Genomic DNA, 23,027 nt, shown 5'->3' on the forward strand with positions numbered 1-23,027 from the left:
CATGACCACCCTGATATCCACCACGGACACCGTCACCCGCGACGCCCTCGCCGTCCTGCAGCCCGGATTCACCGGCACCACCGTCCCGGACTGGGTGCTGCGCCGGGTCGACGAAGGTCTCGCCTCTGTCGCGCTGTTCGGCCGCAACATCCGGACGGCCGAGCAGGTCGCCGCGCTCACCGCCCAGCTCAGGGCCGAGCGCGCGGACATCCTCGTGGCGATCGACGAGGAGGGCGGCGACGTCACCCGCCTTGAGGTGCGTACCGGCTCCTCCTTCCCCGGCAACCTCGCGCTCGGCCACGTCGACGACGTGGCGCTGACCCGCGCGGTCGCCCAGGAGCTGGGGCGCCGGCTCGCGGAGTGCGGCGTCAACCTCGACTGGGCGCCGTCCGCGGACGTCAACTCCAACCCGGGCAACCCGATCATCGGCGTACGGTCCTTCGGCGCCGACGCCGCGCTCGTGGCCCGGCACACCGCCGCGTACATCGAGGGCCTCCAGGCCGCCGGAGTCGCCGCCTGCACCAAGCACTTCCCGGGGCACGGCGACACCGCGATCGACTCGCACCACGCGCTGCCGCGCATCGACGTGGACCTGGAGACGCTGCACGCCCGGGAACTGGTGCCCTTCCGGGCGGCCATCGCGGCGGGTTCCAAGTGCGTGATGAGCGCGCACATCCTGCTGCCGGCCCTCGATCCGGACCGCCCCGGAACGGTCAGTCCGCGGATCCTGACCGGTCTGCTGCGCGAGGAGATGGGCTACGACGGCCTGATCGTCACCGACGCCGTGGAGATGCAGGCCATCGCCGGGACGTACGGCATCGAGCGCGGCTCCGTCCTCGCGATCGCCGCGGGGGCCGACGCCCTGTGCGTCGGTGGCGGACTGGAGGACGACGGCACGGTGCAGCGGCTGCGCGACGCGCTGGTCGCGGCGGTGCGCAGCGGTGAACTCGCCGAGGAGCGGCTCGCGGACGCGGCCGCACGGGTACGTGCCCTCGCGTCCTGGACGCAGGGGGCCAAGGAGGCCGGTTCGGGGCCGGGCGCGGCAGAGCAGGAGGGGACCGCACCCGGCACCGGAATCGGCTCGGACATCGGCCTGGTCGCCGCCCGCCGCGCGGTGCGGGTCACCGGCTCCGCGGGACCGCTGACCGAACCGGCGTACGTCGCGGCGTTCACCTCCGCCTCGAACATCGCGGTCGGCGACGAGACCCCGTGGGGCGTCGCCGCGGAGCTGGGCCGTCTGGTGCCGGGCACGTCGACCGACACGTACAGCGGCGAGACCGCGGAACCCGTGGCCGAGGTGCTGCGGGCGGCGAGGGAGCGGCGCATCGTCGTGGTCCTCCGCGACGCCCACCGTCACGCCTGGATGGCCGGGGCGATCGACGCCCTGGTGGCGGCGCGCCCCGACACGGTCGTGGTCGAAATGGGCGTCCCGCAGGCACCCCCCAGGGGCGCCCTGCACATCGCCACTCATGGCGCGGCCCGCGTCTGCGGCTTGGCGGCAGCCGAGATCATCGCCGGCGGCACGCAAGCCCACGGGGCCTGAGCTCCGAGACCCCGAAGCGGAATCAAGCCCGTCCGGCGATTGAGGACAGAGCCCGTCCCAGGACGGGACAGGGCATACGAGAGGGCCGGGGCACCCACCACGGGTACCCCGGCCCTCTCGCCGCGTCCGGGACGCCTACAGGCCCTGCCACAGCGGCTTCGTCGCATACGTGGCGCGGAAGTAGTCCGCCAGCCTCAGCTTCGACGCCGCGGCCTCGTCCACCACCACCGTCGCGTGCGGATGCAGCTGCAGCGCGGACGCGGGCACGATCGAGGCCACCGGCCCCTCCACCGTCTGCGCCACGGCGTCCGCCTTGCCCTCGCCGGTGGCGAGCAGGATCGGGTGGCGGGACTCCAGGATGGTGCCGATGCCCTGGGTGATCACGTGGTGCGGCACCTGCGTGATGTCATTGTCGAAGAAGCGCGCGTTGTCGATCCGGGTCTGCTCGGTGAGCGTCTTGATCCGGGTACGGGACGCGAGCGAGGAGCACGGCTCGTTGAAGCCGATGTGCCCGTCGGTACCGATGCCGAGGAGCTGCAGGTCCACCCCGCCGGCCTCGGCGAGCGCCTTGTCGTACGTCTGGCAGGCGGTCAGGACGTCCTCGGCGGAGCCGTCGGGGCCCATGAAGGACGCCTCGGACAGGCCGAGCGGTTCAACGACCTCGCGCAGCACCACGGAGCGGTAGGACTCGGGGTGGCCCGCCGGCAGCCCGACGTACTCGTCGAGCTGGCAGATACGGGCGCGCGAGGCGTCCACGGCGCCGGAGCGGACCTTGGCCGCCAGCGCCTGGTAGATGGGCAGCGGGGTAGAGCCGGTGGCAACGCCGAGAAGGGCGTCGGGCTTGCGGCTCAGCAGTGCGCCGATGGCCTCTGCGATGAGTTCGCCGCCTGCCTTGGCGTCCGGGACGATGACAACTTCCACGCGGGGCCTGCCGATCTGAGGAGTCGAGTCAATGTGGTATAGACCAATCGCGGTCCAATCTAGCAGAAGCAGGTAACACGGACACGTCAGCCTGGCCCGTCCGGCCGCACCCCGCCGACGGGTGCCTGTCCGCCGCCTTTTGCCGGGGGGAGCGAGCGGTCGGGCCGGATCATGTCCGGCGGGATGTCCGTACAGCATGCGGGGCCGCGCCGCATCCTCGGCCGGGGCGCGCCCGGGCTCCGCTAGGTGGTCGCCGGGATCGCGCAGTGGCGTCGAACCGGACGTCCGGGACGCCCTGGTCAGCGCGGCCGGCAGCTCCGGCATCGGCCCTGTCCGGCCGTGGAAACACCCGCGGGCCGCGGCGCCGGGACGGGACCCTCAGCCCGTTCGGCACCGCAGCCCGGAGTAGCACTGGCCGGCGGTGTGCGGTGCCCCCGGCCGGGGAGAGGCACCTGCGCGGTCAGGGCAGAGAGCGCGGGTACCTCGATCCACTCTCCTGTGCGGGGAGAGCGGAAGCTCTGTCTTGAGCATTGTGGACTAGACCATTCGTCCGTGTCCATCCGCAGGAGCGCCGCAATTTCCGGTGCTCCTACTCCTTGCACGTGCGGCCGGGCCGCTCGGTTCGAAACCCGTACCCATCCGCGGGTACGCTCGCACACGTGCCCTCCATGAACGACCTCGTCCGCCAGCACACAGCCCTCAGTGACACCGACCTGGAGTGGCTGCATCTGCTGGTCTCGGAGTGGCAGCTGCTCTCCGACCTCTCCTTCGCCGACCTTGTGCTGTGGGTCCCCACCCGCGACGGCACCCGCTACGTCTCCGTGGCCCAGATGCGGCCCAACACCGGCCCCACCTCCTATCAGGACGACATGGTCGGCCACTTGGTGCCGCGCGGCCGTCGTCCGCTGCTCGACGCGGCGCTGGACGAGGGCCGGATCGTGCGCGAGGGCGACCCGGAGTGGCGCGAAGAGGTTCCCGTGCGCGTCGAGTCGATCCCCGTACGCCGTGAGGGCCGGGTCCTCGGCGTCATCGCCCGCAACACCAACCTCCTGACCGTACGCACGCCGTCCCGGCTGGAACTCACCTACCTCCAGTCGGCCTCCGACCTGGCCCAGATGATCGCCGCCGGGACCTTTCCGTTCCCCGACCAGCAGGTCGACATGGACGCGTCGCCGCGCGTCGGCGACGGGCTGATCAGGCTCGACGCCGATGGGGTCGTCCAGTACGCCAGCCCCAACGGCCTCTCCGCGTACCACCGCCTCGGCCTCGCCTCCGACCTGGTCGGCCAGCACCTCGGCGGCATCACCGCCGAACTGGCCCCGTCCCGCGGCCCGGTCGACGAGGCCCTGGTCAAACTCGCCAGCGGCTACGCGCCCCGCGAGTTCGAGGTCGAGTGCGCGGGCGGAGTGATCCAGCTCCGGGCGATCCCGCTCAAGCCCAAGGGGGTCCGGATCGGCTCCCTGGTCCTCCTCCGGGACGTCACCGAACTGCGCCGCCGCGAGCGGGAGTTGATCACCAAGGACGCCACCATCCGGGAGATCCACCACCGGGTGAAGAACAACCTCCAGACCGTCGCGGCCCTGTTGCGGCTCCAGGCCCGCCGGATGGACTCGGCGCAGGGCCGCGAGGCGCTCAACGAGGCGGTGCGGCGCGTCGGTTCGATCGCCATCGTCCATGAGACGCTGTCCCAGAATCTGGACGAGCGGGTGGAGTTCGACGAGATCGCCGACCGGGTCATCGCGATGGTCGCCGAGATCTCCCCGGGCAAGGTCACCTGCCGACGTACGGGCCGCTTCGGCATACTCGACGCCGAGGTGGCCACACCGCTCGCGATGGTGCTCACCGAAGTTCTGCAGAACGCCCTGGAGCACGCGTTCACCCTCGCCGAGTCCGGCACGGTGGAGGTGTCGGCGGTACGCGGCGGCTCCTCCGCCGAGACGCGGCTGCTGATCACCGTTCAGGACGACGGCTGCGGTCTGCCCGAGGGTTTCGACCCGCAGCACGCGGGCAATCTGGGGCTCCAGATCGTCAGGACGCTGGTGGAAGGCGAGCTGGGCGGGACCTTCGGGATGGTCCCGGCATCCGAGCGCGGCACTCAAGTCGTCCTCGACATCCCGGTCCGCGCCGAGAAGTAGCCCCGGCGGCCGGCCGGCGCGAACACAGCAGTGAGCCCGGACCGTCGATCACGGTCCGGGCTCACTGTTCATGCATGCGCTTCGGGGGTACTGCGCGCTGCGACTCGGGGGGCGGGGTTGTGCGTACGCTCTGTACGCGCCGCCTGGCTGAGGCTCGTAGCGGTGGCGTCGGATCAGGCGCTGGCGTTACGCGCCCGGTTGCGAGCCGCACGGCGCTTCATTGCGCGGCGCTCGTCCTCACTGAGGCCACCCCAGACGCCGGAGTCCTGACCGGACTCGAGCGCCCACTGCAGGCACTGCTCCATGACGGGGCAGCGACGACAGACGGCCTTGGCTTCCTCGATCTGCAGCAGCGCAGGACCGGTGTTGCCGATGGGGAAGAACAGCTCGGGGTCTTCCTCACGACAAACGGCGTTGTGACGCCAGTCCATGGCTGCTACCTCTCCTTGGTATTACATCAGTTGCTTGTGAATGTGAACGCTTTCACGAATCCCCCCGCAGGTGTAGGGCCGACGCCCAGATGAACTGGTTGTGGTCCTGTGAAGTGAGGAGGGGTTCTGGCTCTCAGTGGAGGCCGTTGTTGCGGGCCGTCCCGATCGCCATGTAGAGATTCGCAAACCTCAGCGGCGGATACAACCCCTTCTGGAAGTTTTTTTTGATTCCTCGGTGTCGACTAGGTCACAGCCGTACTTCTATGGGGTGGAGTCCAGCCCAAACGTTCGAGTTAAAGGACTTTGGCCCCTTCCACTCACACAATCACACGCAGTGCACGGCGTACGCCTGTGAACGTCACGCTGGTACGCACTCCCAGGTGGTCACCGTCCATCTGGAAGGGCAGTGGCGCCTTTGAATGCAAGGTGAAGTCCGTGAGGTCATGAAGTGAAACGGCATGCTTGCCGCGAGGGCCCTTGTCGGGGCTCGAAGTGAGCAGCTGGGTGCCGTAGCGGGCGACCGCCGCAGTGGACAGCCGCTTCAGTCCGAGCACGTCGAGGCCGGTGTCGAAGGTGGCCTTGGGGGACGCGTACATGGGGCGATTCCCCAGGTAGGTCCAGGGGGCGGTGTTGGAGATTATCGACAGCGCGAGGTCGGTGACCGGTTCCTGCCCGGGCGTCTCCAGTGTCATCAGCCCGTGCCGCCGGTGCGGCTCCTCCAGGAATTGCCGGACCACCTGGCGTACGTACAGCGCATGCGTCGAGCGCTTGCCGCGTTCGCGCTGCTGTTCGACCCGGCCGACCACGCCCGCGTCGAATCCGAGCCCGGCGCAGAAAGTGAACCAGCGCTCGGGAACCGACTCGTCCTCGGTGCCCGGGGTACCGGCCGCCAGTCCGAGACCGACCGTGCGTTCGGTGCGGTTGGCGAGCGCGTCCAGGATCGCGCCGGTCGCCTCCACGGCGTCGTTGGGCAGACCCAGGGCGCGCGCGAAGACATTGGTGGAGCCGCCGGGAACCACCGCGAGGCTCGGCAGCCTGTCCAGGTCGGGGCCGTTGTGGAGCAGACCGTTGACCACCTCGTTGACCGTGCCGTCGCCGCCCAGGGCGACCACCAGATCGATCTCTCCGGAGTCCGCGGCCTGCCGCCCCAGGTCCCGGGCGTGGCCCCGGTACTCCGTGGTCACGGCCTCCAGCTTCATCTCGCTGGCCAGCGCGTGGATGAGCACGTCGCGCGTCCGCGCACTGGTGGTGGTAGCAGCTGGATTGACCACAAGGAGTGCGCGCATGACGGCCAGACTACCTACCGCGCGGTATCGCTCTGAAGTCCTGTCCCATGACCTTCACGCTCGGTGACGGCCCGGGCGCGTTCCCACCCCGGCTTCGCTTTCGCGGCGCTGGGATGCCAACCTGCAAGGGTGAGTACTCAGCAGAACACGCCCTCCTCGTCGTCGCCGTTGCCGTCGGCCGAACCGGCGAAGCCGAGCAGGATCACGCTCGTGGCCGGACTCACCGCCCTGGAAGGGGCGGCGCTCGTCCTCGGCGGGATCTACATGCTGGTCATGGGACTGCTCGGCCGCCCCGAGAGCCCGCAGCAGGCGGAGATGGGCGGCCTCACGCTGATCGCGCTCGGCCTGATCCCGCTGATCGCCGCGCGTGGCCTGCTGCGGCGGCGCAGCTGGAGCCGTGGCCCCGCGCTCATCACGCAGATCATCGCGCTCCCGGTGGCCTGGACGCTGCTGAGGTCCCACGGCGCGCTGATCCCGGCCGGGATCGTCCTCGCCGCGATGGTCCTGACGGCGCTCTACCAGCTGGTCAGGCCGACGACGATCGACGCGCTCGGCATCCGCCGCCCGGGCACCTCCTCGGAGGCCGCGTCCGGCGGCACCGCACCGGACGCCTGAGCCGGGACCTGGGTGAGGCGGGACCCGGGTGAGGCGGCCCACAGCCGCCGGCCGCCGTCCGGGCCGCACGAGCGTCGACGCTCCCGCTTCTCCCGCGCCCGCTCGCATCGGTCCTGGCGCTACTCCTCGACGAGCAGCCGCTCGCGCAGCTGCGCCAGTGTGCGGGCCAGCAGCCGCGAGACGTGCATCTGCGAGATGCCGACCTCCTGCGCGATCTGCGACTGGGTCATGTTGCCGAAGAAGCGCAGCAGCAGAATCCGCTTCTCGCGCGGCGGCAGGTCCTCCAGCAGCGGCTTGAGGGACTCCCGGTACTCGACGCCCTCCAGCGCCTCGTCCTCGGAGCCCAGCGTGTCCGCGACCGCCGGGGACTCGTCGTCCGTGTCCGGCACGTCCAGCGAGAGCGTGCTGTACGCATTGGCCGATTCCAGGCCCTCCAGGACCTCTTCCTCGGAAATGCCCAGTCGCTCCGCCAGCTCGTGCACCGTCGGCGAGCGGCCGTGCTGCTGGGAGAGCTCGGCGGTCGCCGTGGTGAGCGAGAGCCGCAGCTCCTGGAGCCGGCGCGGCACCCGGACCGCCCAGCCCTTGTCGCGGAAGTGGCGCTTGATCTCGCCGACGACCGTGGGCGTCGCGTACGTCGAGAACTCGACGCCGCGGTCCGGGTCGAACCGGTCGACCGACTTGATCAGGCCGATCGTGGCGACCTGGGTCAGATCGTCCAGCGGCTCGCCGCGATTGCGGAACCGGCGGGCCAGATGCTCCACGAGCGGCAGATGCATCCGCACCAGCCGATTGCGCAGCTCCGCCTTCTCGGCCGACCCGTCGGGAAGCTCGCGCAGTTCGATGAACAGCGCCCGCGCCCTGCTGCGGTCGTGTGGATCGTGGTGCCCGTGCTCGCTCATCTGGCCTGCCCGCTCCGCCTGCGACTGCTCCACCGCGATCGTACGGCCCGCAGGCCCGTCCGCCCCGTCCTCCGGATGGGGCAGGGCCTGCTGCTCCGGGATGCCTGCTGCGCGCACCACCCCTGGTCGCATCGTCTCGTCCCGCACAGGACCGTCCCCGTTCCCGTTGCTCACGCCGGCCCGGGTCCCGCGCCGCGCTGTTTGTACAGGCTGATGCTGACCGTACGGTCATCGGCCACCGAGGAGTCGACCTTTCCGGCCAGTGCGGAGAGCACCGTCCAGGCGAAGGTGTCGCGCTCCGGCGCCCGGCCGTCCGTCGTCGGCGCCGACACCGTCACCTCGAGAGAATCCTCGACGAGCCGGAAGACGCAGCTGAGGACGGAGCCCGGCACGGCCTGTTGAAGCAGGATCGCGCAGGCCTCGTCGACCGCGATGCGAAGATCCTCGATCTCGTCGAGAGTGAAGTCCAAGCGCGCTGCGAGACCGGCCGTGGCCGTACGCAGCACCGACAGGTAGGCACCCGCAGCGGGCAGCCGGACCTCTACGAAGTCCTGATTCCCGGGCTCGCCTGCGATCTGGGACACCCTCACCTCCAAGGTGGCACAAACTCGTTCGAGGATCCGGGAAGGGTGCCCCGGAGCCATGCGGTACGTCTTCGGTTCTGGCCCGGCGACGCTATCGCGATCCATGATGCCGTGTCGCCGGGCCCCAACCCACGACTGTCACTCATGGTAAGCCCATGAGTACAGACAGTGGGTAGGGGTCTGCGGTGGTCAATTACGAACAACCGGCGCCGGTTTGACGTACCCAGACCTCAGACGATCGAACCGTCCTCGAAGCACCAGCGCCAGCTCTCGCCGGGTTCGAAGCTCCGCATCACCGGATGGCCGGTCTCCTTGAAGTGCGCCGTGGCGTGCTGCAGCGGCGACGAATCGCAGCAGCCGACATGGCCGCAGGCCAGACAGAGCCGCAGCTGTACCGGGTGGCTGCCCGCCGCGAGGCAGCCGAGGCAGGTCTCGCTGAGCGGAGCCGGTTCAGGTCGCGGCAGCTCGGACACGTGCGGGCATTCACTCATGATTGTCAGGTTACGACGGATGCGAGGACCGTGAAATGGACGTATTACCGCTGGTGGCACTGGTCGCTGTCAGTGCGGCTGTGGCGGGGGCCGCCCGCCGCACCCCCGTACCTGCCCCCCTGCTGCTGGTCGCGGCGGGGCTGATCGCCTCGTATCTGCCCGGGGTGCCGACGTACACCCTCAACCCGCACGTCGTGCTGCCGCTGCTGCTGCCGCCGTTGCTCTACACGGCGGCCGTCGACAGCTCGTACCTCGATCTGCGGGCCAATCTCCGGCCGGTCGCGCTGCTCTCCGTCGGTTACGTCCTGTTCGCGACCGTCGCGGTCGGGTGGCTGGCGTACCGCCTCGTGCCCGACCTGCCGCTCACCGCGGCGCTGGTGCTCGGCGCGGTCGTCGCCCCGCCGGACGCGGTCACGGCTGCCGCGATCGCCCGCCGGGTCGGGCTCCCCGGCCGCGTCACGACGATCCTGCAGGGCGAGTCCCTGGTGAACGACGCCACCGCGATCACCGCCTACCGGGTGGCGCTCGCCGCCGCCGTCGGCGAGGGCATGAGCTGGGCGGCCGGGATCGGCGAATTCCTCCTCGCGGCGGTCGGCGGCGTCGTGGTCGGCCTGGCGCTGATGGTGCCGCTGCACTGGCTCCGTACGCACCTCAAGGAAGCCCTGCTGCAGAACACGCTGTCGCTGCTCATTCCCTTCGTGGCGTACGCGGCGGCCGAACGCGTGCACGCCTCCGGGGTGCTCGCCGTGGTCGTCGTCGCGCTCTATCTGGGCCACCGGTCCTGGCAGGTCGACTTCGCGACCCGGCTCCAGGAGGCGGCCGTCTGGAAGATGGTCGCGTTCATCCTGGAGTCCGCGGTCTTCGCGCTCATCGGGCTCCAGCTGCCCTTCGTACTGAAGGGGCTCGGTACATACGCGGTGGCGGACGCCCTCTGGTACGCGGTGGCCGTGTTCCTCGCCGTCGTCCTGGTCCGCTTCCTCTGGGTCTATCCGGCGACGTACCTGCCCCGGTGGCTGTCCGGGCGGATCAGGAACCGCGAGCCGGAGACGAACTGGAAGGCGCCGTTGATCGTCGGCTGGGCCGGGATGCGCGGGGTCGTGTCGCTCGCCATCGCCTTCTCCATCCCGTTCGTCACCTCCGACGGGCACGCCTTCCCGGCCCGCAACCTGGTGCTGTTCCTGACCTTCACCACCGTTATCGGCACCCTCGTCATCCAGGGGCTCAGCCTGCCGCTGCTGGTGCGTGTCCTGAAGCTGCCGGGGCGCGACGCGACGGCGGAGACGCTGGCCGAGGCGCAGGCGCAGAGCGAGGCGTCCACGGCCGCCGAGACGCGCCTGGAGGAGCTGCTCACCGACCGGCGCAACTCTCTGCCCGGACCGCTCACCGACCGGCTGCGCACCGTCCTGGAGCGCCGCCGCAACGCCGTGTGGGAGCGGCTGGGCGCGGCCAATCCGGTGACCGGGGAGTCGGCGGACGACACGTACCGGCGCCTGGCCAGGGAAATGATCGACGCCGAGCGCGAGGTCTTCGTACGGCTGCGGGACGAGCGGCAGATCGACGACGAGATGCTTCGCACCCTGCTCAGACGGCTCGACCTGGAGGAGGCGGCGGCCTACCGGGAGGAGTCGGACGCGCCTTAGGGATGTGCCTTCAGGGCATGGGCTTACAAGGAGCGCATGCACCTATGAGGGGGTGACTACGGCCGGCCGGTGATGACGGCCGCGACCGTGGTTCCCGTAGGGAACGCGCCCTCCTCGGCCAGTGCGGTGAGCGCGTAGAGCAGCTTGGCGACATAGAGCCGCTCGACGGGCAGCCCGTGCCGCTGCTCGAAGTCGTCCGCGAAGGCGTGCAGCTGCGGGGGCGTACGGGCGTAGCCGCCGAAGTGGAAGCGCTCGTCCAGGGACCAGGACCCGGCCGGTCCGCCGAACGCCTCCTGCTGCAGTTCCCGTACCGCGTCGCCGAGGAAGCCGCCGCGCAGCACCGGGATGCCGAGGGCGCGCTGCCCGGGTGCGAGACCGGCGGCGAGACCGGCGAGCGTGCCCCCGGTGCCGCACGCCACCGCCACCACATCGGCTTGGCCGCGCAGTTCGCGGCCAAGCTCCGTACAGCCCTGTGCGGCCAGGGCGTTGCTGCCGCCCTCCGGGATGACGCAGCACTCCCCGAAGGCGCTCAGCAGCCCCGCCAGGACCTCTGGATCGGCCTTCGCGCGGTACGTCGCGCGGTCCACGAAACGCAGGGTCATCCCGTCGGCGGCGCATCGGGCGAGCGAGGGGTTGAGGGGGCGGTCGGCCAGTTCGTCACCGCGCACGACCCCGACGGTGGGGAACCCGAGCAGGCGGCCGGCGGCCGCGGTGGCCCGCAGATGGTTGGAGTACGCGCCGCCGAAGGTCAGCACGGTGCGCCCGGCGGCGGCCCGCAGGTTGGGGGAGAGCTTGCGCCACTTGTTGCCCGGAGGGTACAGGTCCACTGGTCCGAGTACGGCAGTGTCCCAGTCCATGTCGGTGTGAATGAGATCGTCCCGCTTCAGCAGCAGCCGAAGGCCCCGGTGGGCGAACCGGTCGTCGTGGACTTCTTCCAGTGGGGAGGGCGGACGGGGCTGGAGTGCAAGGGCGAGATCTACGGGCTGGCTCACCCTGCCATTGTCACTGTGACCGTCGGCTGGGCCTTCACGGCCCGGAAGCAGTCGACATCGCCGCCTAAGCCGCACTCGACCGCGGGGAACTGGACGTGGCCGAAACTGGCTGTCTCGGCGGGCCGGCCGGGAGCCTGGCCGTGAAGTCCTCGAACCAGGCAAGCACCTCGGGGTGGGTGACCGCGCCCTCAGCGGTCACATCAGCGGCGCGGGCTCCCTGGATGATGCGCTTGACGGGGACCTCCAGTTTTTTTCCGGTCAAGGTGCGGGGCACGGCTGCTATTGGAACGATGGCGTCCGGGACGTGCCGGGGTGAGAGCTTGTGTTTGATGGACGCCGCGATAGTGCCCCGGAAGGTGGCGTCGAAGGATTCTCCTTCGGCGAGGACGACGAAGAGGGGCATGAAGTACCGGCCGTCCGGCAGTTCGGCGCCGATGACCAGACTGTCCACGATCTGGGGAAGCTGCTCGACGACGGCGTAGATGTCGGCGGACCCCATCCGCACACCCATGCGGTTGAGGGTTGAGTCCGAGCGCCCGGCCACCACGACCGACAGGTCGGGGTCGATCGTGACCCAGTCGCCGTGCCGCCACACTCCGGGATAGACATCGAAGTAACTCGCCAGATAGCGCTGGTTCTCAGGGTCGTCGACGAAGTGCAGCGGCATCGAGGGAAGCGGTGCCGTCACCACCAGTTCCCCCTGCGATCCGACGAGCGAGTGTCCGGAGGCGTCCCAGGCGGCGAGGGCAACGCCGAGCGCGGGACACTGGATCCGGCCGGCCCGCACCGGCAGGAGCGGGGAACCCCCGGCGAGGACCGAGCAGATGTCGGTTCCCCCGCAGATCGACTGCAGCCACGCGTCGGGGGCGAGACGGTCGTAGACCCAGCGCCATGTGCTGCCAGGAAGCGATGAACCGGTCTGCAGGACGGACCGCAGAGCGCTCAGGTCGCTCTCGGCCGCTGGGTGCGCATCCGCTTTCTCCGCAGCTACCAGGTAGGCCGCTCCCACGCCGACCATCGTCGCGCGCGTCTGTTCGGCGACCTTCCACACGCCGTTGACATCGGGGTACGTGGGGCTGCCGTCGTACAGGACGATCGTGGCGCCGTGCAGCAGGCCGCCGACCATGAAGTTCCACACCATCCAGCTGGTGGACGTATGGAAGAAGTAGCGGTCGTCGCTCCGCAGGTCGACGCCGAGGCCCAGGGACTTGAGCAGTTCGACGACGATGCCGCCGTGGCTCTGCACGATGCCCTTCGGTACACCCGTGGTGCCGGATGACCACAAGATCCACAGCGGGTGGTCGAAGGGGACGTCGGCGAAGCTGAGTTCGGCCTGGTTGTCGAGCAGCGCGGACCATGGTTGCTGCACCACCTCGGGCCGCCGGCACCACGACGTCGACGTGGCGGATGTATGGAGGTGGTCGACCGCGATCAGATGCCGGACCGTGGGCAGCCCGTCCACCAGCTCGGCGACCGCCGGACGTCGGTCGAACTCCTTGCCTCCGTAGGAGTAGCCATCGGCGGCCACCAACACCGTCGGCTGCGCCTGCTGCAATCGAGCGAGCACGCTGGGCGTGCCGAAGTCGGGCGAGCACACCGTCCACACCGCGCCGACAGCGGCACTGGCCAGCAACGCGACCACGGCCTGTGACGTATTCGGGAGGTAGCCGGCAACGCGGTCGCCAGGCCCCACGCCCATCTCCCGAAGGGAAGCGGCGACAGCGGCGACGTCGCGTCCGAGCTGCCGCCACGACGTCTCCACGGGAACGCCGCCCTCAAAGACGCTGATCAGGGCCGGGCGCGCGTCGGTGGTACGGGCGAAGCACTGCTCGGCGAAGTTCATCCGCGCTCCCGTGAACCAGGTGGCTCCGGGCATCGACGCGTCGGCCAGCACCTCGTCGTAGCCGCTGACGGCGTCGAGGCCGTAGAACTCCCATACCGCCGCCCAGAAGACGGACAGGTCAGTGGTGCTCCACCGCCACAGCTCCGGGTAGTCGGAGAACGTCAGTCCCCGCGTTTCACTCAGCCAGCGCATGAAGCCGGCGATGTTGGAGCTTTCGGCAGCCGAGCGGCTGGGGGACCACAGCAGGTCGGTATCTGTGCTCATCAGCGCCTCCGGGGGCGGGGTCGTGCGGGTGGGGAACGGTGCACAGCGGCCGGGCTGCAGGACGTGCCTACGAGGATCGACCGAGCTCGCGGACGAACGCCTCCGCCTGCGGCCACTCGCCGTAGCCGGAGGCCGGGTTGAGGTGTCCGACCGGGCCGAGGTCGACGAGGCGGCTGCCCCATGCCCGGGCGAGGCCGGCGACGCGATCGGCGTCGGCCAGGGGGTCGTTCGTGCTCGCGGCGACGATGCTGGGGAACGGCAGGGGTGTCCGTGGCACCGGGGTCCAGCCGTTGTCGCGCAGGGCGTCCAGGGTGGGATAGCCGTCCGGCAGCGGGGTCTCGAAATCGGGCGGCGTCGCGAGCAGTGCGCCCCTGACCGGACGCCGGTGTCGTTGCGCCCAGTGGACGGTGGTCATCACCCCGGCGCTGTGGGCGACGAGTACGACCGGGCCGGAGATGTCCGACAGCACCTCGTCCAGTGCGGCGACCTGGGCGTCGCGGCTCAGCCTGTCCTTCTCCAGCGGGGGAACGGTCCGGGCGTCGGTGATCTTGCCGGTGAGGGCGATCTGCCAGTGGTCCGGCACGTGATCGCGCAGTCCGGGGACGATGACGACTGTCGGCCGTGCGGTGAGGCTCATGACTGCAGCTCCGGGGTCTTGGGCGCCAGGTCGGGGAGCAGCCCCAGGCGGCACAGATCTTTTTCGTAGGAGAACTTGCCGATCGTGAAGACCACGCCGGTCACGAGGGCTACGAGCGGGATCACCTGCAGTGCGCCGAGCAGGCCCAGGTGGTCCGCGAGCATGCCCGTCACGGCGGGCCCGGGGGCCAGCCCGAACAGGCTGTTGGCCAGGGTGAGGGTGGCGAAGGCCGTCGCGGCGATGGCAGCGGGGGTCAGGTTGGCGACCATGGCGGCCGCCGGACCGGCGGTGCCTGCGGCCACCAGGGTCCCGGCCGCGATCAGTACGAGTTGCAGCAAGCCGGTCGGCAGATGGAATCCCGCCATCAGCAACACGAGCGACCCAACGCTGCAGGCGATCGCTACGTGCCACTTCCGGGTCGAGGCCTTCCGGCTGAGGCGGTCCGCGACGATCCCGCAGAGGATCATGCCGGTGCCACCGATCAGCGCGAAGACTCCGGCGACGAGGCCGGCTTCACCCGGAGGCATGGCGTAGTACCGGTTGAGGAAGCTGGGCATCCAGGCGAGCAGGGACATGGCGATGAACATCTGCAGTCCGCTGCCGATGTACGCGCAGACCACGGAGACCGAGGAGAACAGTCGCGGCAGCTGGGTTCGGATGGGGGGACGTTCGCCGGACGTGGCGTTGTCACGGCTCGTCGAGGCCGAACCCAGCCTTTTCTCCGTGACCACGAGGCCGTAGACGGCGGCCAGCGCCAGCCCGAAGAATCCCATCGTGCCGAATGCCCAACGCCAGCCGTACTCCTGGGCGATGGCGCCGCCGATCGACACGCCGAGCACGGATCCGAACGACCCGCCGGCGATGAAGGCTCCGGAGAGCGTGGCCCGCACGCCCACAGGGAACACGCTCAGGACCACCGCGATGCCGACACTCCCGTAGGCCGCCTCTCCGACGCCCACCATGAACCGGCCCAGGAACATCTGGCCGTAGCTCGCGGCAATGGCGCAGCCCAGGGTCGCCAGGCTCCACGCTGTCGCAGAGAGGACGAGGATCCTGACCCGGCCCCAGCGGTCCGCCAACAGCGACAGGGGGAACGTGAGCACACCGACCATCAGGGCAACGACGCCGCTGAGTGTGCCCAACTCGGCGTCGGAGATCAGCCATTCCGCCTTCAGCAGGGGAAAGGCGGCGTTGAGGACCTGTCGCGACATGTAGTCGGACAGCAGCAGCCCGAAGCTCAGGGCGAACACCAGCCAGGCGTAGCTACGGGATACGGCCGGCGCGGCAGAAGACGTGTCCGGGACCGATGTGCCGACGGTGTGAAGTCCCATGGGCGTCACCTTTCGTCTCTGGTCAGGGCTCAGAACGTGGCGTCGCCGACGATCCCGGCGCGCTCCATCTTGCGGACGCCGGGCCAGTAGTCCTGGACGGCGTAGTGCTGGGTGGAGCGGTTGTCCCAGATGGCGACGCTGTTCTTCTGCCAGCGCCAGCGCACTTGGTACTCGGGGACGGCCGCCTGGCTGATCAGGTAGTGCAGAAGGTTGCCGGCGCCGGGCGCGTAGTCCTGGCCGAAGCGCACGTTCTCGGGTGTGTGGTAGTTGACGAAGTGCGTGGTGAAGGCATTGACGAAGAGGATCTGCTCGGCGGTCTCCGGGTGGGTGCGCACCACCGGGTGCTCCGGGTCGGGGAAGCGGGCCTTCAGTTCGTGGCGTTGCCCCGCCTGCATGGCGGCGCCGAAGGTCGCCTCGATGCTGTGCCGCGCGCGCAGGTCCGCGATCTGGGTCTTGATGTGCTCGGGCAGCCTGCGGTAGGCCTCGGCCATGTTGACCCAGATCGTGTCACCGCCCACCTCCGGTGTTTCCACGCAGCGCAGCACGGCGCCCATGGGTGGGGTCGCGCGCCAGGTCGCGTCGCAGTGCAGGGCGTTCTCGTAGTGCTCGGGTTTGCTGTCCAGATCCTTGTAGATACGGACCAGGCCCGGGTGGTCGGGGTCGCTGCCGGCCACCGGGTGGTCCTCCAGCGGACCGAAGCGCGCCGCGAAGGCGACGTGTTCGGCGCGGGAGATGTCCTGGTCGCGCAGGAAGAGGACCTTGTACTGCAGCAGCAGTTCCTTGATCTGTGCGAACAGGTCGTCGTCGCGCGAGGCGTCGCCGAGGTTCACGCCGAAGAGTTCGGCTCCGATGGTGCAGGTCAGCGGCTCGACCCTGATCGAGGTACGGCGGACGCCGGTACGCGCCACGGCCGGCACGCCTTCCCTCGGGTGAATGGTCTGGGGCATCGTTCTCACTCCTCGGTAACGTGACGTGGGGGACGTGCCACGGGGGACGTGTCATGGGGGCGCTCGGTGCTCGGACACGGCGTACTCAGACGACGAAGACGGAAGATCCCGTGGTCCGCCCTCCTTCGAGATCGCGATGTGCCTGCACGGCGTCCTGAAGGGCGTAGCGCTGGTTGGTCTCGATCGTGATGCGGCCGGACGCGACATGTCCGAACAGCTCACCGGCCAGTGCGGCCCGTTCCCCCGGCTCGGCGATGTAGTCGGCCAGCGCGGGGCGGGTCACGAACAGCGAGCCGTGGATGGCCAGTTGCATGGCGTCGAGCGGCGGGACTCCGGAGGCCGTACCGAAGCACACCAGCAGGCCGCGGCGCTGGAGCGAGGCCATGGATCCGGCGACGGTGTCCTTGCCGATGCTGTCGAAGACGACCGGGACACCCTTGCCGTCGGTCAGTTCACGCACCCGCTCGGCCACGTTCTCGCGCCGGTAGTAGACGATGTGCTCGCAGCCGTGGGCGCGCGCGACCTCGGCCTTCTCCTCGCTCGAGACCGTGCCGATCACGGTGATGCCGAGCAGCTTCGCCCACTGGGAGACGATCAGGCCGACGCCGCCGGCCGCCGCGTGGAGCAGTACGGTATCGCCGGACTTCAGCGGGTGGATCCGGCGCAGCAGGTAGGCTGCGGTGAGGCCGCGCATTGTCATGGCTGCGGCGGTCTCGCAGCTGATGTCGTCCGGCAGCTTGATGAGTGAATCCGCGGGCATGACCCGCTCCGTGCTGTAGGCGCCCAGCGGGCTGCCGGTGTAGGTCACCCGGTCGCCCTCGGCGACATGCTTCACGCCCTCGCCCACGGCCTCGATCACACCTGATGCCTCCACGCCGAGCCCGGCGGGCAGCGGAGCCGGGTACAGGCCGGTGCGGAAATACGTGTCGGCGAAATTGAGTCCGACGGCGACGTGCCGGATCCGTATCTCGCCCGGGCCCGGGTCGCCGGTGGTGACCTTTTCCCACCGCATGACGTCGGGGCCACCGGTTTCATGGAAGCGAATGGCGTGTGCCATGACGTGCTCCGTTTGCTCGTGTGCAGGGCTGAGTGGGGTGGTGCGGGGCGGCGGCAGGGTCCCCGGGCCGCCGCCCGTGGGGTCGGGTCAGCTCGTGACGTCGCGCAGCATGGAGCCGCGCCGGCCGGGGCGGCGGTTGGGCACCATGCCGAGCCGGGCCAGGGTCTCGTCGGCATCCGCGTACCATTCGCCGATCCTGTAGATCTGCTTCGCCTCCTGCCCGGTGGCGATCTCACGGCCGAGCGCGTCGGCGATCCGGACCATCTGCTCGACCTGCTGCACGGAGGACATCCGCTCGCCCTTGTGCTGCCACAGGTTGTCCTCGTTGCCCACCCGCACATGCGCACCCAGGGCGATCCCGACCGCGCCCATCGGCGCCACCGCGCGCATGGATGCCTCGATGGTGAGCACGGCGCCGTCCGGGACGCGACGGATGAACTCGATCAGGTCGGCCGGGTGCCGGCCGGCGAACCCGCCCCCGATGGCGACGTAGTTGAGCACCAGCGGGCCGTTGTAGACGCCCTTGCGGATCAGCCGCTCCACGGTCTCCAGCTGTGCCATGTTGGCGAGTTGGAAGTGCGGCTGGATGTCCTTGGCCCGGAGCCGCTCGAGGTGTTCGAGATAGAAGTCCGGCCCGGCCTCGACCACCATGTCCCGGTAGGCCTTGTAGTACGCCGGCTTGGCGATCGAGGTGCCCTCGATGTCCTCGTCGTCGAAGAGCTCGACGATGTTCATCTGGTTGGTGTTGATCGCGATCGTCACCTGGTCGGGCCTGGGGGTGATCTCGGCCAGCATGTGGCGGGTGTCGTAGCTGAGCCACTTGGCGTCGCCGCCCTCGTCCTCGGGGGCGAAGGAGATCGATCCGCCGATCTGCAGGACCATGTCCGGTACGGCCTCGCGCAGCCGGGCCATCAGTTCGTTGAACATGGAGATGCGCTTGGAGCCGTGGCCGTCCAGCTCGCGTACGTGGATGTGGAGCACCGTGGCGCCCGCGTTGTAGCAGTCGACGGCCGCCTGTACGTGGTCGTCCATGGTGAGCGGGAGGTCGTCGACGTCGCCGGGCAGCCACTCCGGCCCGTAGGGCGCGGCCTGGATGACCAGCTTCTCCTGGTTCTCCGGATACAGGGAGTCGTCGAAGAAATGCATGGTCCATCTCCTTAGTCGGGTGGGGCTTTACTTGTTGCGCTGCCGGCGATGCGGGGCCTGGAGGGCATGCGAGGAGCGGACGCGAGAGTGCGGAAGGGATTCCCAGGCTCGCTGGTGGCTCGGATAGGATCAGTGGGCCTGGGGGAGGCGCATGCGGCGGCGGACAGTGTTCCTGCTCACCCTCGTGGGATCGGCCATGTCCCTCGCGGTACGCCAACGTTAAGGGCGGGTTACGGCACGCGCTTGACCGAAGGTGACAGAAGACTTGCCGCTTGGGGACATGCCCCGGCCTCGCGCACGGTCACCGGTGGTCACCCCTCGCCGGAGAGCTGCTTCCTGGTCCCGCGCACCCGCGACTCCCTCGGGCTGCAGCCGAACCGCTCGCGGAACCAGCGCGAGAAAGCGCTCGGTGCGGAGAATCCCAGCAACCCGGAGATGTCCGTGAACGAGCGGCGCGGGTTCGCGACGAGCTGCTCCGCGAGCTGGACACGTGTCGCGTTGAGGACGGAGGAGAACGTCTCGCCCGAGGCCGCCAGGTGCCGGTGGACGGTTCTCCGGTCGATGCCGAGACTGTCCGCGACCTGCTCGATCGAACAGCGCCCGGTGGGCAGCAGGACTTCGATCAGCTCGCGCACGCGGTCCAGCATGGTGGTGTCCCTGGAAACCGCGATGGACTCGAAATACTGCCGGGCGTAGGTCCGCAGCAGCGGGTCCGACATGGGATTGGGAGCTTTGAGATCGCTGGCGTAGAAGACGATCCCGTTGAACTCCCGGCCGAATTCCACGACGGGGCCGAAGACGCGCCGGTGGGTACCCGGATCCGCCGGCGCGTCGTGCGTGAAGCACACGGACAGCGGCTGCCACCGGGCACCAAGAAAACTGCGGAGAACCCCGTGGAAGGCACCCACGGCCAGCTCGGTGGCCTGGCGGGTGGCCATGGCCTCACCCACTTCGAGGCTCACCTTGAGGTTGGCCAGGCCGCTCGCCTCGGAGAGCCGACTGTGGAGCATCTCGTTGTACATGTACTCATGACGGACGAGAAGTTCGAGGGCGCTGCGGACGTCGGGCTCGTCGCGCAGGACCAGGCTGATGGGTCCGAGATTGGAGAAGCGGCGTCGCTCGGCGAGGAGCACGCCGAAGTCCCCTCGATGTGAGGCCGTCGCCGAGAGTTCGAGCAACTGGATGACCGCCGCGCCGGGGATCCATCTGTCCTGGACCGCGAGGCCGACAGGGTCCAGGCCCACACGCTTCATCAGAGCTCGCGGATCGATGCCGAGCGACTGGCTGACCTCGACATAGCTGTTCAGCGCTGCATTGCGGACAAGAGGCTTCATGGGCGCACTCCAGGGGGCTCTGTCCCCAAGTGATAAGTGAGATGTCACGTCACGTCAAGTAATGGGTCGCGTCGTGACCTAGCGTTGCACCACCGCGGTGGAGCTTCTCCGCCTGGATGCGGCGTCCCGGCCGGTCGGAAATCCAGCGGAGGACACCATCGCAAATGGCCCCGCCGTTGACCAGACCCAGAAAGCGGCACGGAATGACCGACGAATCACCGGAATCCCCGGCAGATCAATGGAATCACCGGCAGGTCGAAGAAATCACCGGCAAATCGATGGATTCGCTGCACCGGCGGCGGATCGAGACATCGGACTTCGCGAGGAGCGGAGAATGAGGGAGGCCGCCATGACAGACGTGAGAAACGTTTTGCGCCGACCCTGTACCGGGCCGGCCGTGTGGAAGGGCCCGGACCTGATCGACTCGGGGGAATGGGTCCTGCGGCTCTCACCTGCGCAGATCGACGAACTCGAAGCAGCTCTGCGCGCGGTGCGCGAGCGGAGCGTTCCACTGCTGAAGGTCACCGCCGGTGACTTTCCGCTGCCGACGCTGGCCGGCGAGCTGGCACGCATCGCCGACGTACTGGAGAACGGACGCGGTTTTGTCCTCGTCAAACGCATTCCGGTCGAGCGATACAGCCAGGCGGCGGCGAGCACGATCTTCTGGGGAGTGGGCCGACACCTGGGTATGCCGGTCTCGCAGAACGCGTCGGGCCATATGCTCGGCCACGCCCGGGACACCGGCCGTAGCCTTGCCGACCCGGGGACGCGCGGATACCAGACCCGGGCGAGACTGCCGTTCCACACCGACGGGTCCGATGTCCTCGGGCTGCTGTGCCTGCGCGCGGCCCGCTCCGGCGCACGGACCGCCGTCGTCAGCTCGGCAGCGGTCCACAACGCCGTCCTGGCACGGCGGCCGGATCTGGTCGATCGGCTGTACCGCACCCACTTCCTCGACCGTCGGGAGGAGCAGGCCCCCGACGAGCTCCCGTACACCGCGGTCCCGCTCGTGTCCTGGAGCAGGGGCAGGGGCAGCATGCGCTACAACCGCTGCTATCTCGAATCCGCACAGCGCTTTCCTGACGTTCCCCGCCTGGATCCGGCGGACGTGGAATTGTTCGACCTCGTCGACGCACTGGCAGCATCATCGGAATTCCGGCTCGATGTCGACTTCGAGGTCGGCGACCTGCTGTTCGTGAACAACCACACCGTTCTTCATTCCCGAACGGAATACGAGGACTTCACCGAACCCGATCTGAAACGCCACCTCCTGCGCCTGTGGTTGGCCCTGCGGCAGGGAGGCGGCGGGGTTTCACCTCGCGACGTCATAGCGACACAGAGCAGCGCATGCCTCGGCGGATTCCGCCACCACCGGTGACCGCCACCGCCCGTACCCCCACCAGCCCGGATCGAAGAGGGAACCGAATGAACAACCTCGCCACACTCCTGGCGAAATCCGCCCGGTCCAACGGTGACCGCCTCGCCGTTCGCCAGGATGACATCGCCCTTACCTATGCCCAACTCAACGACGCGAGCGCCCGGTTCGCCGCACTGTTGCAGACCAAGGGTGTCCGGACGGGCGATCGCGTCGCATTGGTTCTGCCCAACGTCGCCTGTTTCCCGGTTGCGTACTATGGCATTCTCCGCTGCGGTGGTGTGGTGGTGCCGATGAATCCGCTGTTGAAGGCGCGTGAAATCGCCTTCGCTCTCCGGGATTCCGGATCCCGGCTCGTGGTGACATCCCCTCACTTCATGAGCGAGGTCGCAACGGCCGCGGCCGAAGTCGGGGCCGACTGCCTGGTTGCCGACCCAACGATGCTCGACACCCCGGAGAAGGGCACCGAACCCATGCACCGGGTCGCCGACCGGGCGGCTGATGACACCGCCGTGATCCTCTACACGTCGGGCACGACAGGAACCCCCAAGGGTGCCGAGCTGACCCACCGCAACCTGATGACCAACGCGGCCACCGCTGCCGAGACGCTGCTCGACGTCGGGCCGGACGACGTACTGTTCGGGGGCCTGCCGCTGTTCCACGCCTTCGGGCAGACCTGCGCTCTCAACACCGCCGTCGCTGCGGGTGCCACCCTGACCTTGCTGCCCCGGTTCGAGCCGGCCAGAGCGCGGGAGATCATGCACCGGGACGGGGCCACCGTCTTCCTGGGCGTCCCTACGATGTACACAGCCCTGCTCACCACCGGAGTTCCCGACGGCTGCGCACTCTCACGCCTGCGTCTGGCCGTTTCCGGCGGTGCGTCCCTGCCGGTCGAGGTACTGCACCGTTTCGAACAGCAATTCGCCGTCACGGTACTGGAGGGCTACGGCCTCTCGGAGACTTCGCCGATCGCTTCATTCAACCCTCTGCACCGGCCACGCAAGGCCGGCTCGATCGGCCTCCCGATCCGCGGGGTCGACCTCAAGCTCGTGGCGGCCGACGGCAGTTCGGTGGGGCCGGGCGACGTGGGCGAGATCGCGATCCGCGGCGAGAACGTCATGAGGGGCTACTGGAACCGTCCGAACGAGACCGCGGAAGCGGTCCGGGACGGGTGGTTCCACAGCGGCGATCTGGCCCGTGTCGACGAAGACGGCTACTACTTCGTCGTCGACCGGAAGAAGGACCTCATCATCCGTGGCGGATACAACGTCTATCCACGTGAGATCGAGGAAGTGCTCTACGAACACCCGGCCGTCGCCGAGGCCGCAGTGGTCGGCGTGCCGCACGAGATCCACGGGGAGGAGGTGGCCGCCGTCGTGACCCTCCAGGACGGCGCCCAGGCCACGGCCGATCAGATCCGCGACCACGTCAAACAGCGGGTGGCTGCCTACAAGTATCCGCGGATCGTCACCTTCACCGACGCGCTCCCCAAGGGAGCAACGGGCAAGATCCTCAAGCGGGAGATCGTCGTCGAGCAGAAGGCCCCCGAGGACTGA

General features: G+C 69.2%; 21 protein-coding genes. 7 read left to right on the plus strand and 14 right to left on the minus strand.

Annotated features, from left to right (window positions below):
* Position 1: 1 nt before the first annotated feature.
* Positions 2-1,543, plus strand: a complete 1,542-nt coding sequence (locus OH735_RS25255) for a glycoside hydrolase family 3 protein (protein ID WP_406383811.1) — start codon at positions 2-4, stop codon at positions 1,541-1,543.
* A gap of 135 nt (positions 1,544-1,678) precedes the next feature.
* On the opposite strand, the gene nagB is transcribed toward OH735_RS25255, so the two are convergent.
* A complete protein-coding gene (gene nagB, locus OH735_RS25260) occupies positions 1,679-2,464 on the minus strand; it encodes a glucosamine-6-phosphate deaminase (RefSeq protein ID WP_406383812.1) in 786 nt (261 codons plus the stop codon).
* Between the two features lie 668 nt (positions 2,465-3,132).
* Between nagB and OH735_RS25265 the strand changes: the two genes are divergently transcribed.
* Positions 3,133-4,599, plus strand: coding sequence for a histidine kinase N-terminal domain-containing protein (locus OH735_RS25265; protein WP_406386724.1), 1,467 nt, complete (start codon positions 3,133-3,135; stop codon positions 4,597-4,599).
* A gap of 173 nt (positions 4,600-4,772) precedes the next feature.
* Here OH735_RS25265 and OH735_RS25270 read toward each other — a convergent pair whose 3' ends face one another.
* Positions 4,773-5,030 carry a WhiB family transcriptional regulator gene (locus OH735_RS25270; protein ID WP_003953983.1) on the minus strand — a complete coding sequence of 86 codons (258 nt, stop codon included), beginning with the start codon at positions 5,028-5,030 and terminating at the stop codon, positions 4,773-4,775.
* 317 nt (positions 5,031-5,347) lie between these two features.
* Positions 5,348-6,316, minus strand: coding sequence for a diacylglycerol/lipid kinase family protein (locus OH735_RS25275; RefSeq protein WP_406383813.1), 969 nt, complete (start codon positions 6,314-6,316; stop codon positions 5,348-5,350).
* A gap of 210 nt (positions 6,317-6,526) precedes the next feature.
* Here OH735_RS25275 and OH735_RS25280 point away from each other — a divergent pair, with 210 nt between their 5' ends.
* Positions 6,527-6,931, plus strand: a complete 405-nt coding sequence (locus OH735_RS25280) for a hypothetical protein (RefSeq protein ID WP_406386725.1) — start codon at positions 6,527-6,529, stop codon at positions 6,929-6,931.
* Between the two features lie 119 nt (positions 6,932-7,050).
* Here the strand turns inward: OH735_RS25280 and OH735_RS25285 are convergent, their stop codons facing one another.
* The 3 genes from OH735_RS25285 to OH735_RS25295 form a co-directional block, all read right to left on the minus strand.
* Positions 7,051-8,004 (minus strand): RNA polymerase sigma factor SigF, encoded by a 954-nt coding sequence (locus OH735_RS25285; protein ID WP_406383814.1) that lies wholly within the window; start codon positions 8,002-8,004, stop codon positions 7,051-7,053.
* Positions 8,001-8,414 carry an anti-sigma regulatory factor gene (locus tag OH735_RS25290; protein WP_148839137.1) on the minus strand — a complete coding sequence of 138 codons (414 nt, stop codon included), beginning with the start codon at positions 8,412-8,414 and terminating at the stop codon, positions 8,001-8,003. Before OH735_RS25290 ends, OH735_RS25285 begins: the two co-directional genes overlap by 4 nt.
* A gap of 230 nt (positions 8,415-8,644) precedes the next feature.
* Positions 8,645-8,905: a UBP-type zinc finger domain-containing protein gene (locus OH735_RS25295; protein ID WP_384456628.1), complete on the minus strand. Its 261-nt coding sequence runs from the start codon at positions 8,903-8,905 to the stop codon at positions 8,645-8,647.
* A gap of 35 nt (positions 8,906-8,940) precedes the next feature.
* Between OH735_RS25295 and OH735_RS25300 the strand changes: the two genes are divergently transcribed.
* Positions 8,941-10,545 (plus strand): Na+/H+ antiporter, encoded by a 1,605-nt coding sequence (locus OH735_RS25300; RefSeq protein ID WP_406383815.1) that lies wholly within the window; start codon positions 8,941-8,943, stop codon positions 10,543-10,545.
* Between the two features lie 56 nt (positions 10,546-10,601).
* On the opposite strand, the gene OH735_RS25305 is transcribed toward OH735_RS25300, so the two are convergent.
* From OH735_RS25305 to OH735_RS25340, 8 genes are all read right to left on the minus strand, one after another.
* A complete protein-coding gene (locus OH735_RS25305; RefSeq protein ID WP_406383816.1) occupies positions 10,602-11,537 on the minus strand; it encodes a 1-aminocyclopropane-1-carboxylate deaminase/D-cysteine desulfhydrase in 936 nt (311 codons plus the stop codon).
* A gap of 64 nt (positions 11,538-11,601) precedes the next feature.
* On the minus strand, positions 11,602-13,644 hold the full coding sequence (locus OH735_RS25310; protein ID WP_406383817.1) for an acetoacetate--CoA ligase: 2,043 nt from the start codon (positions 13,642-13,644) through the stop codon (positions 11,602-11,604).
* A gap of 67 nt (positions 13,645-13,711) precedes the next feature.
* Positions 13,712-14,281, minus strand: coding sequence for an RBBP9/YdeN family alpha/beta hydrolase (locus tag OH735_RS25315; protein ID WP_406383818.1), 570 nt, complete (start codon positions 14,279-14,281; stop codon positions 13,712-13,714).
* Positions 14,278-15,612, minus strand: a complete 1,335-nt coding sequence (locus OH735_RS25320; RefSeq protein ID WP_406383819.1) for an MFS transporter — start codon at positions 15,610-15,612, stop codon at positions 14,278-14,280. The genes OH735_RS25315 and OH735_RS25320 overlap by 4 nt, the downstream gene beginning before the upstream one ends.
* Positions 15,613-15,641: 29 nt before the next feature.
* Positions 15,642-16,559 carry a TauD/TfdA dioxygenase family protein gene (locus tag OH735_RS25325; RefSeq protein ID WP_406383820.1) on the minus strand — a complete coding sequence of 306 codons (918 nt, stop codon included), beginning with the start codon at positions 16,557-16,559 and terminating at the stop codon, positions 15,642-15,644.
* Between the two features lie 85 nt (positions 16,560-16,644).
* Positions 16,645-17,616, minus strand: a complete 972-nt coding sequence (locus OH735_RS25330; protein ID WP_406383821.1) for a quinone oxidoreductase family protein — start codon at positions 17,614-17,616, stop codon at positions 16,645-16,647.
* A gap of 87 nt (positions 17,617-17,703) precedes the next feature.
* On the minus strand, positions 17,704-18,762 hold the full coding sequence (locus OH735_RS25335; protein WP_406383822.1) for a 3-keto-5-aminohexanoate cleavage protein: 1,059 nt from the start codon (positions 18,760-18,762) through the stop codon (positions 17,704-17,706).
* Between the two features lie 311 nt (positions 18,763-19,073).
* Positions 19,074-20,096, minus strand: coding sequence for an AraC family transcriptional regulator (locus OH735_RS25340; RefSeq protein ID WP_406383824.1), 1,023 nt, complete (start codon positions 20,094-20,096; stop codon positions 19,074-19,076).
* A gap of 203 nt (positions 20,097-20,299) precedes the next feature.
* Here OH735_RS25340 and OH735_RS25345 point away from each other — a divergent pair, with 203 nt between their 5' ends.
* The 3 genes from OH735_RS25345 to OH735_RS25355 are packed head-to-tail and all read left to right on the plus strand — an operon-like array spanning position 20,300 to position 23,027.
* On the plus strand, positions 20,300-20,434 hold the full coding sequence (locus OH735_RS25345; protein ID WP_406383825.1) for a hypothetical protein: 135 nt from the start codon (positions 20,300-20,302) through the stop codon (positions 20,432-20,434).
* 11 nt (positions 20,435-20,445) lie between these two features.
* Positions 20,446-21,474, plus strand: coding sequence for a TauD/TfdA family dioxygenase (locus OH735_RS25350; RefSeq protein ID WP_406383826.1), 1,029 nt, complete (start codon positions 20,446-20,448; stop codon positions 21,472-21,474).
* A gap of 47 nt (positions 21,475-21,521) precedes the next feature.
* Positions 21,522-23,027, plus strand: a complete 1,506-nt coding sequence (locus OH735_RS25355) for a long-chain-fatty-acid--CoA ligase (protein ID WP_406383827.1) — start codon at positions 21,522-21,524, stop codon at positions 23,025-23,027.

Source organism: Streptomyces sp. NBC_01618 (assembly GCF_045209435.1).
In the GTDB taxonomy this organism is placed as follows: domain Bacteria; phylum Actinomycetota; class Actinomycetes; order Streptomycetales; family Streptomycetaceae; genus Streptomyces.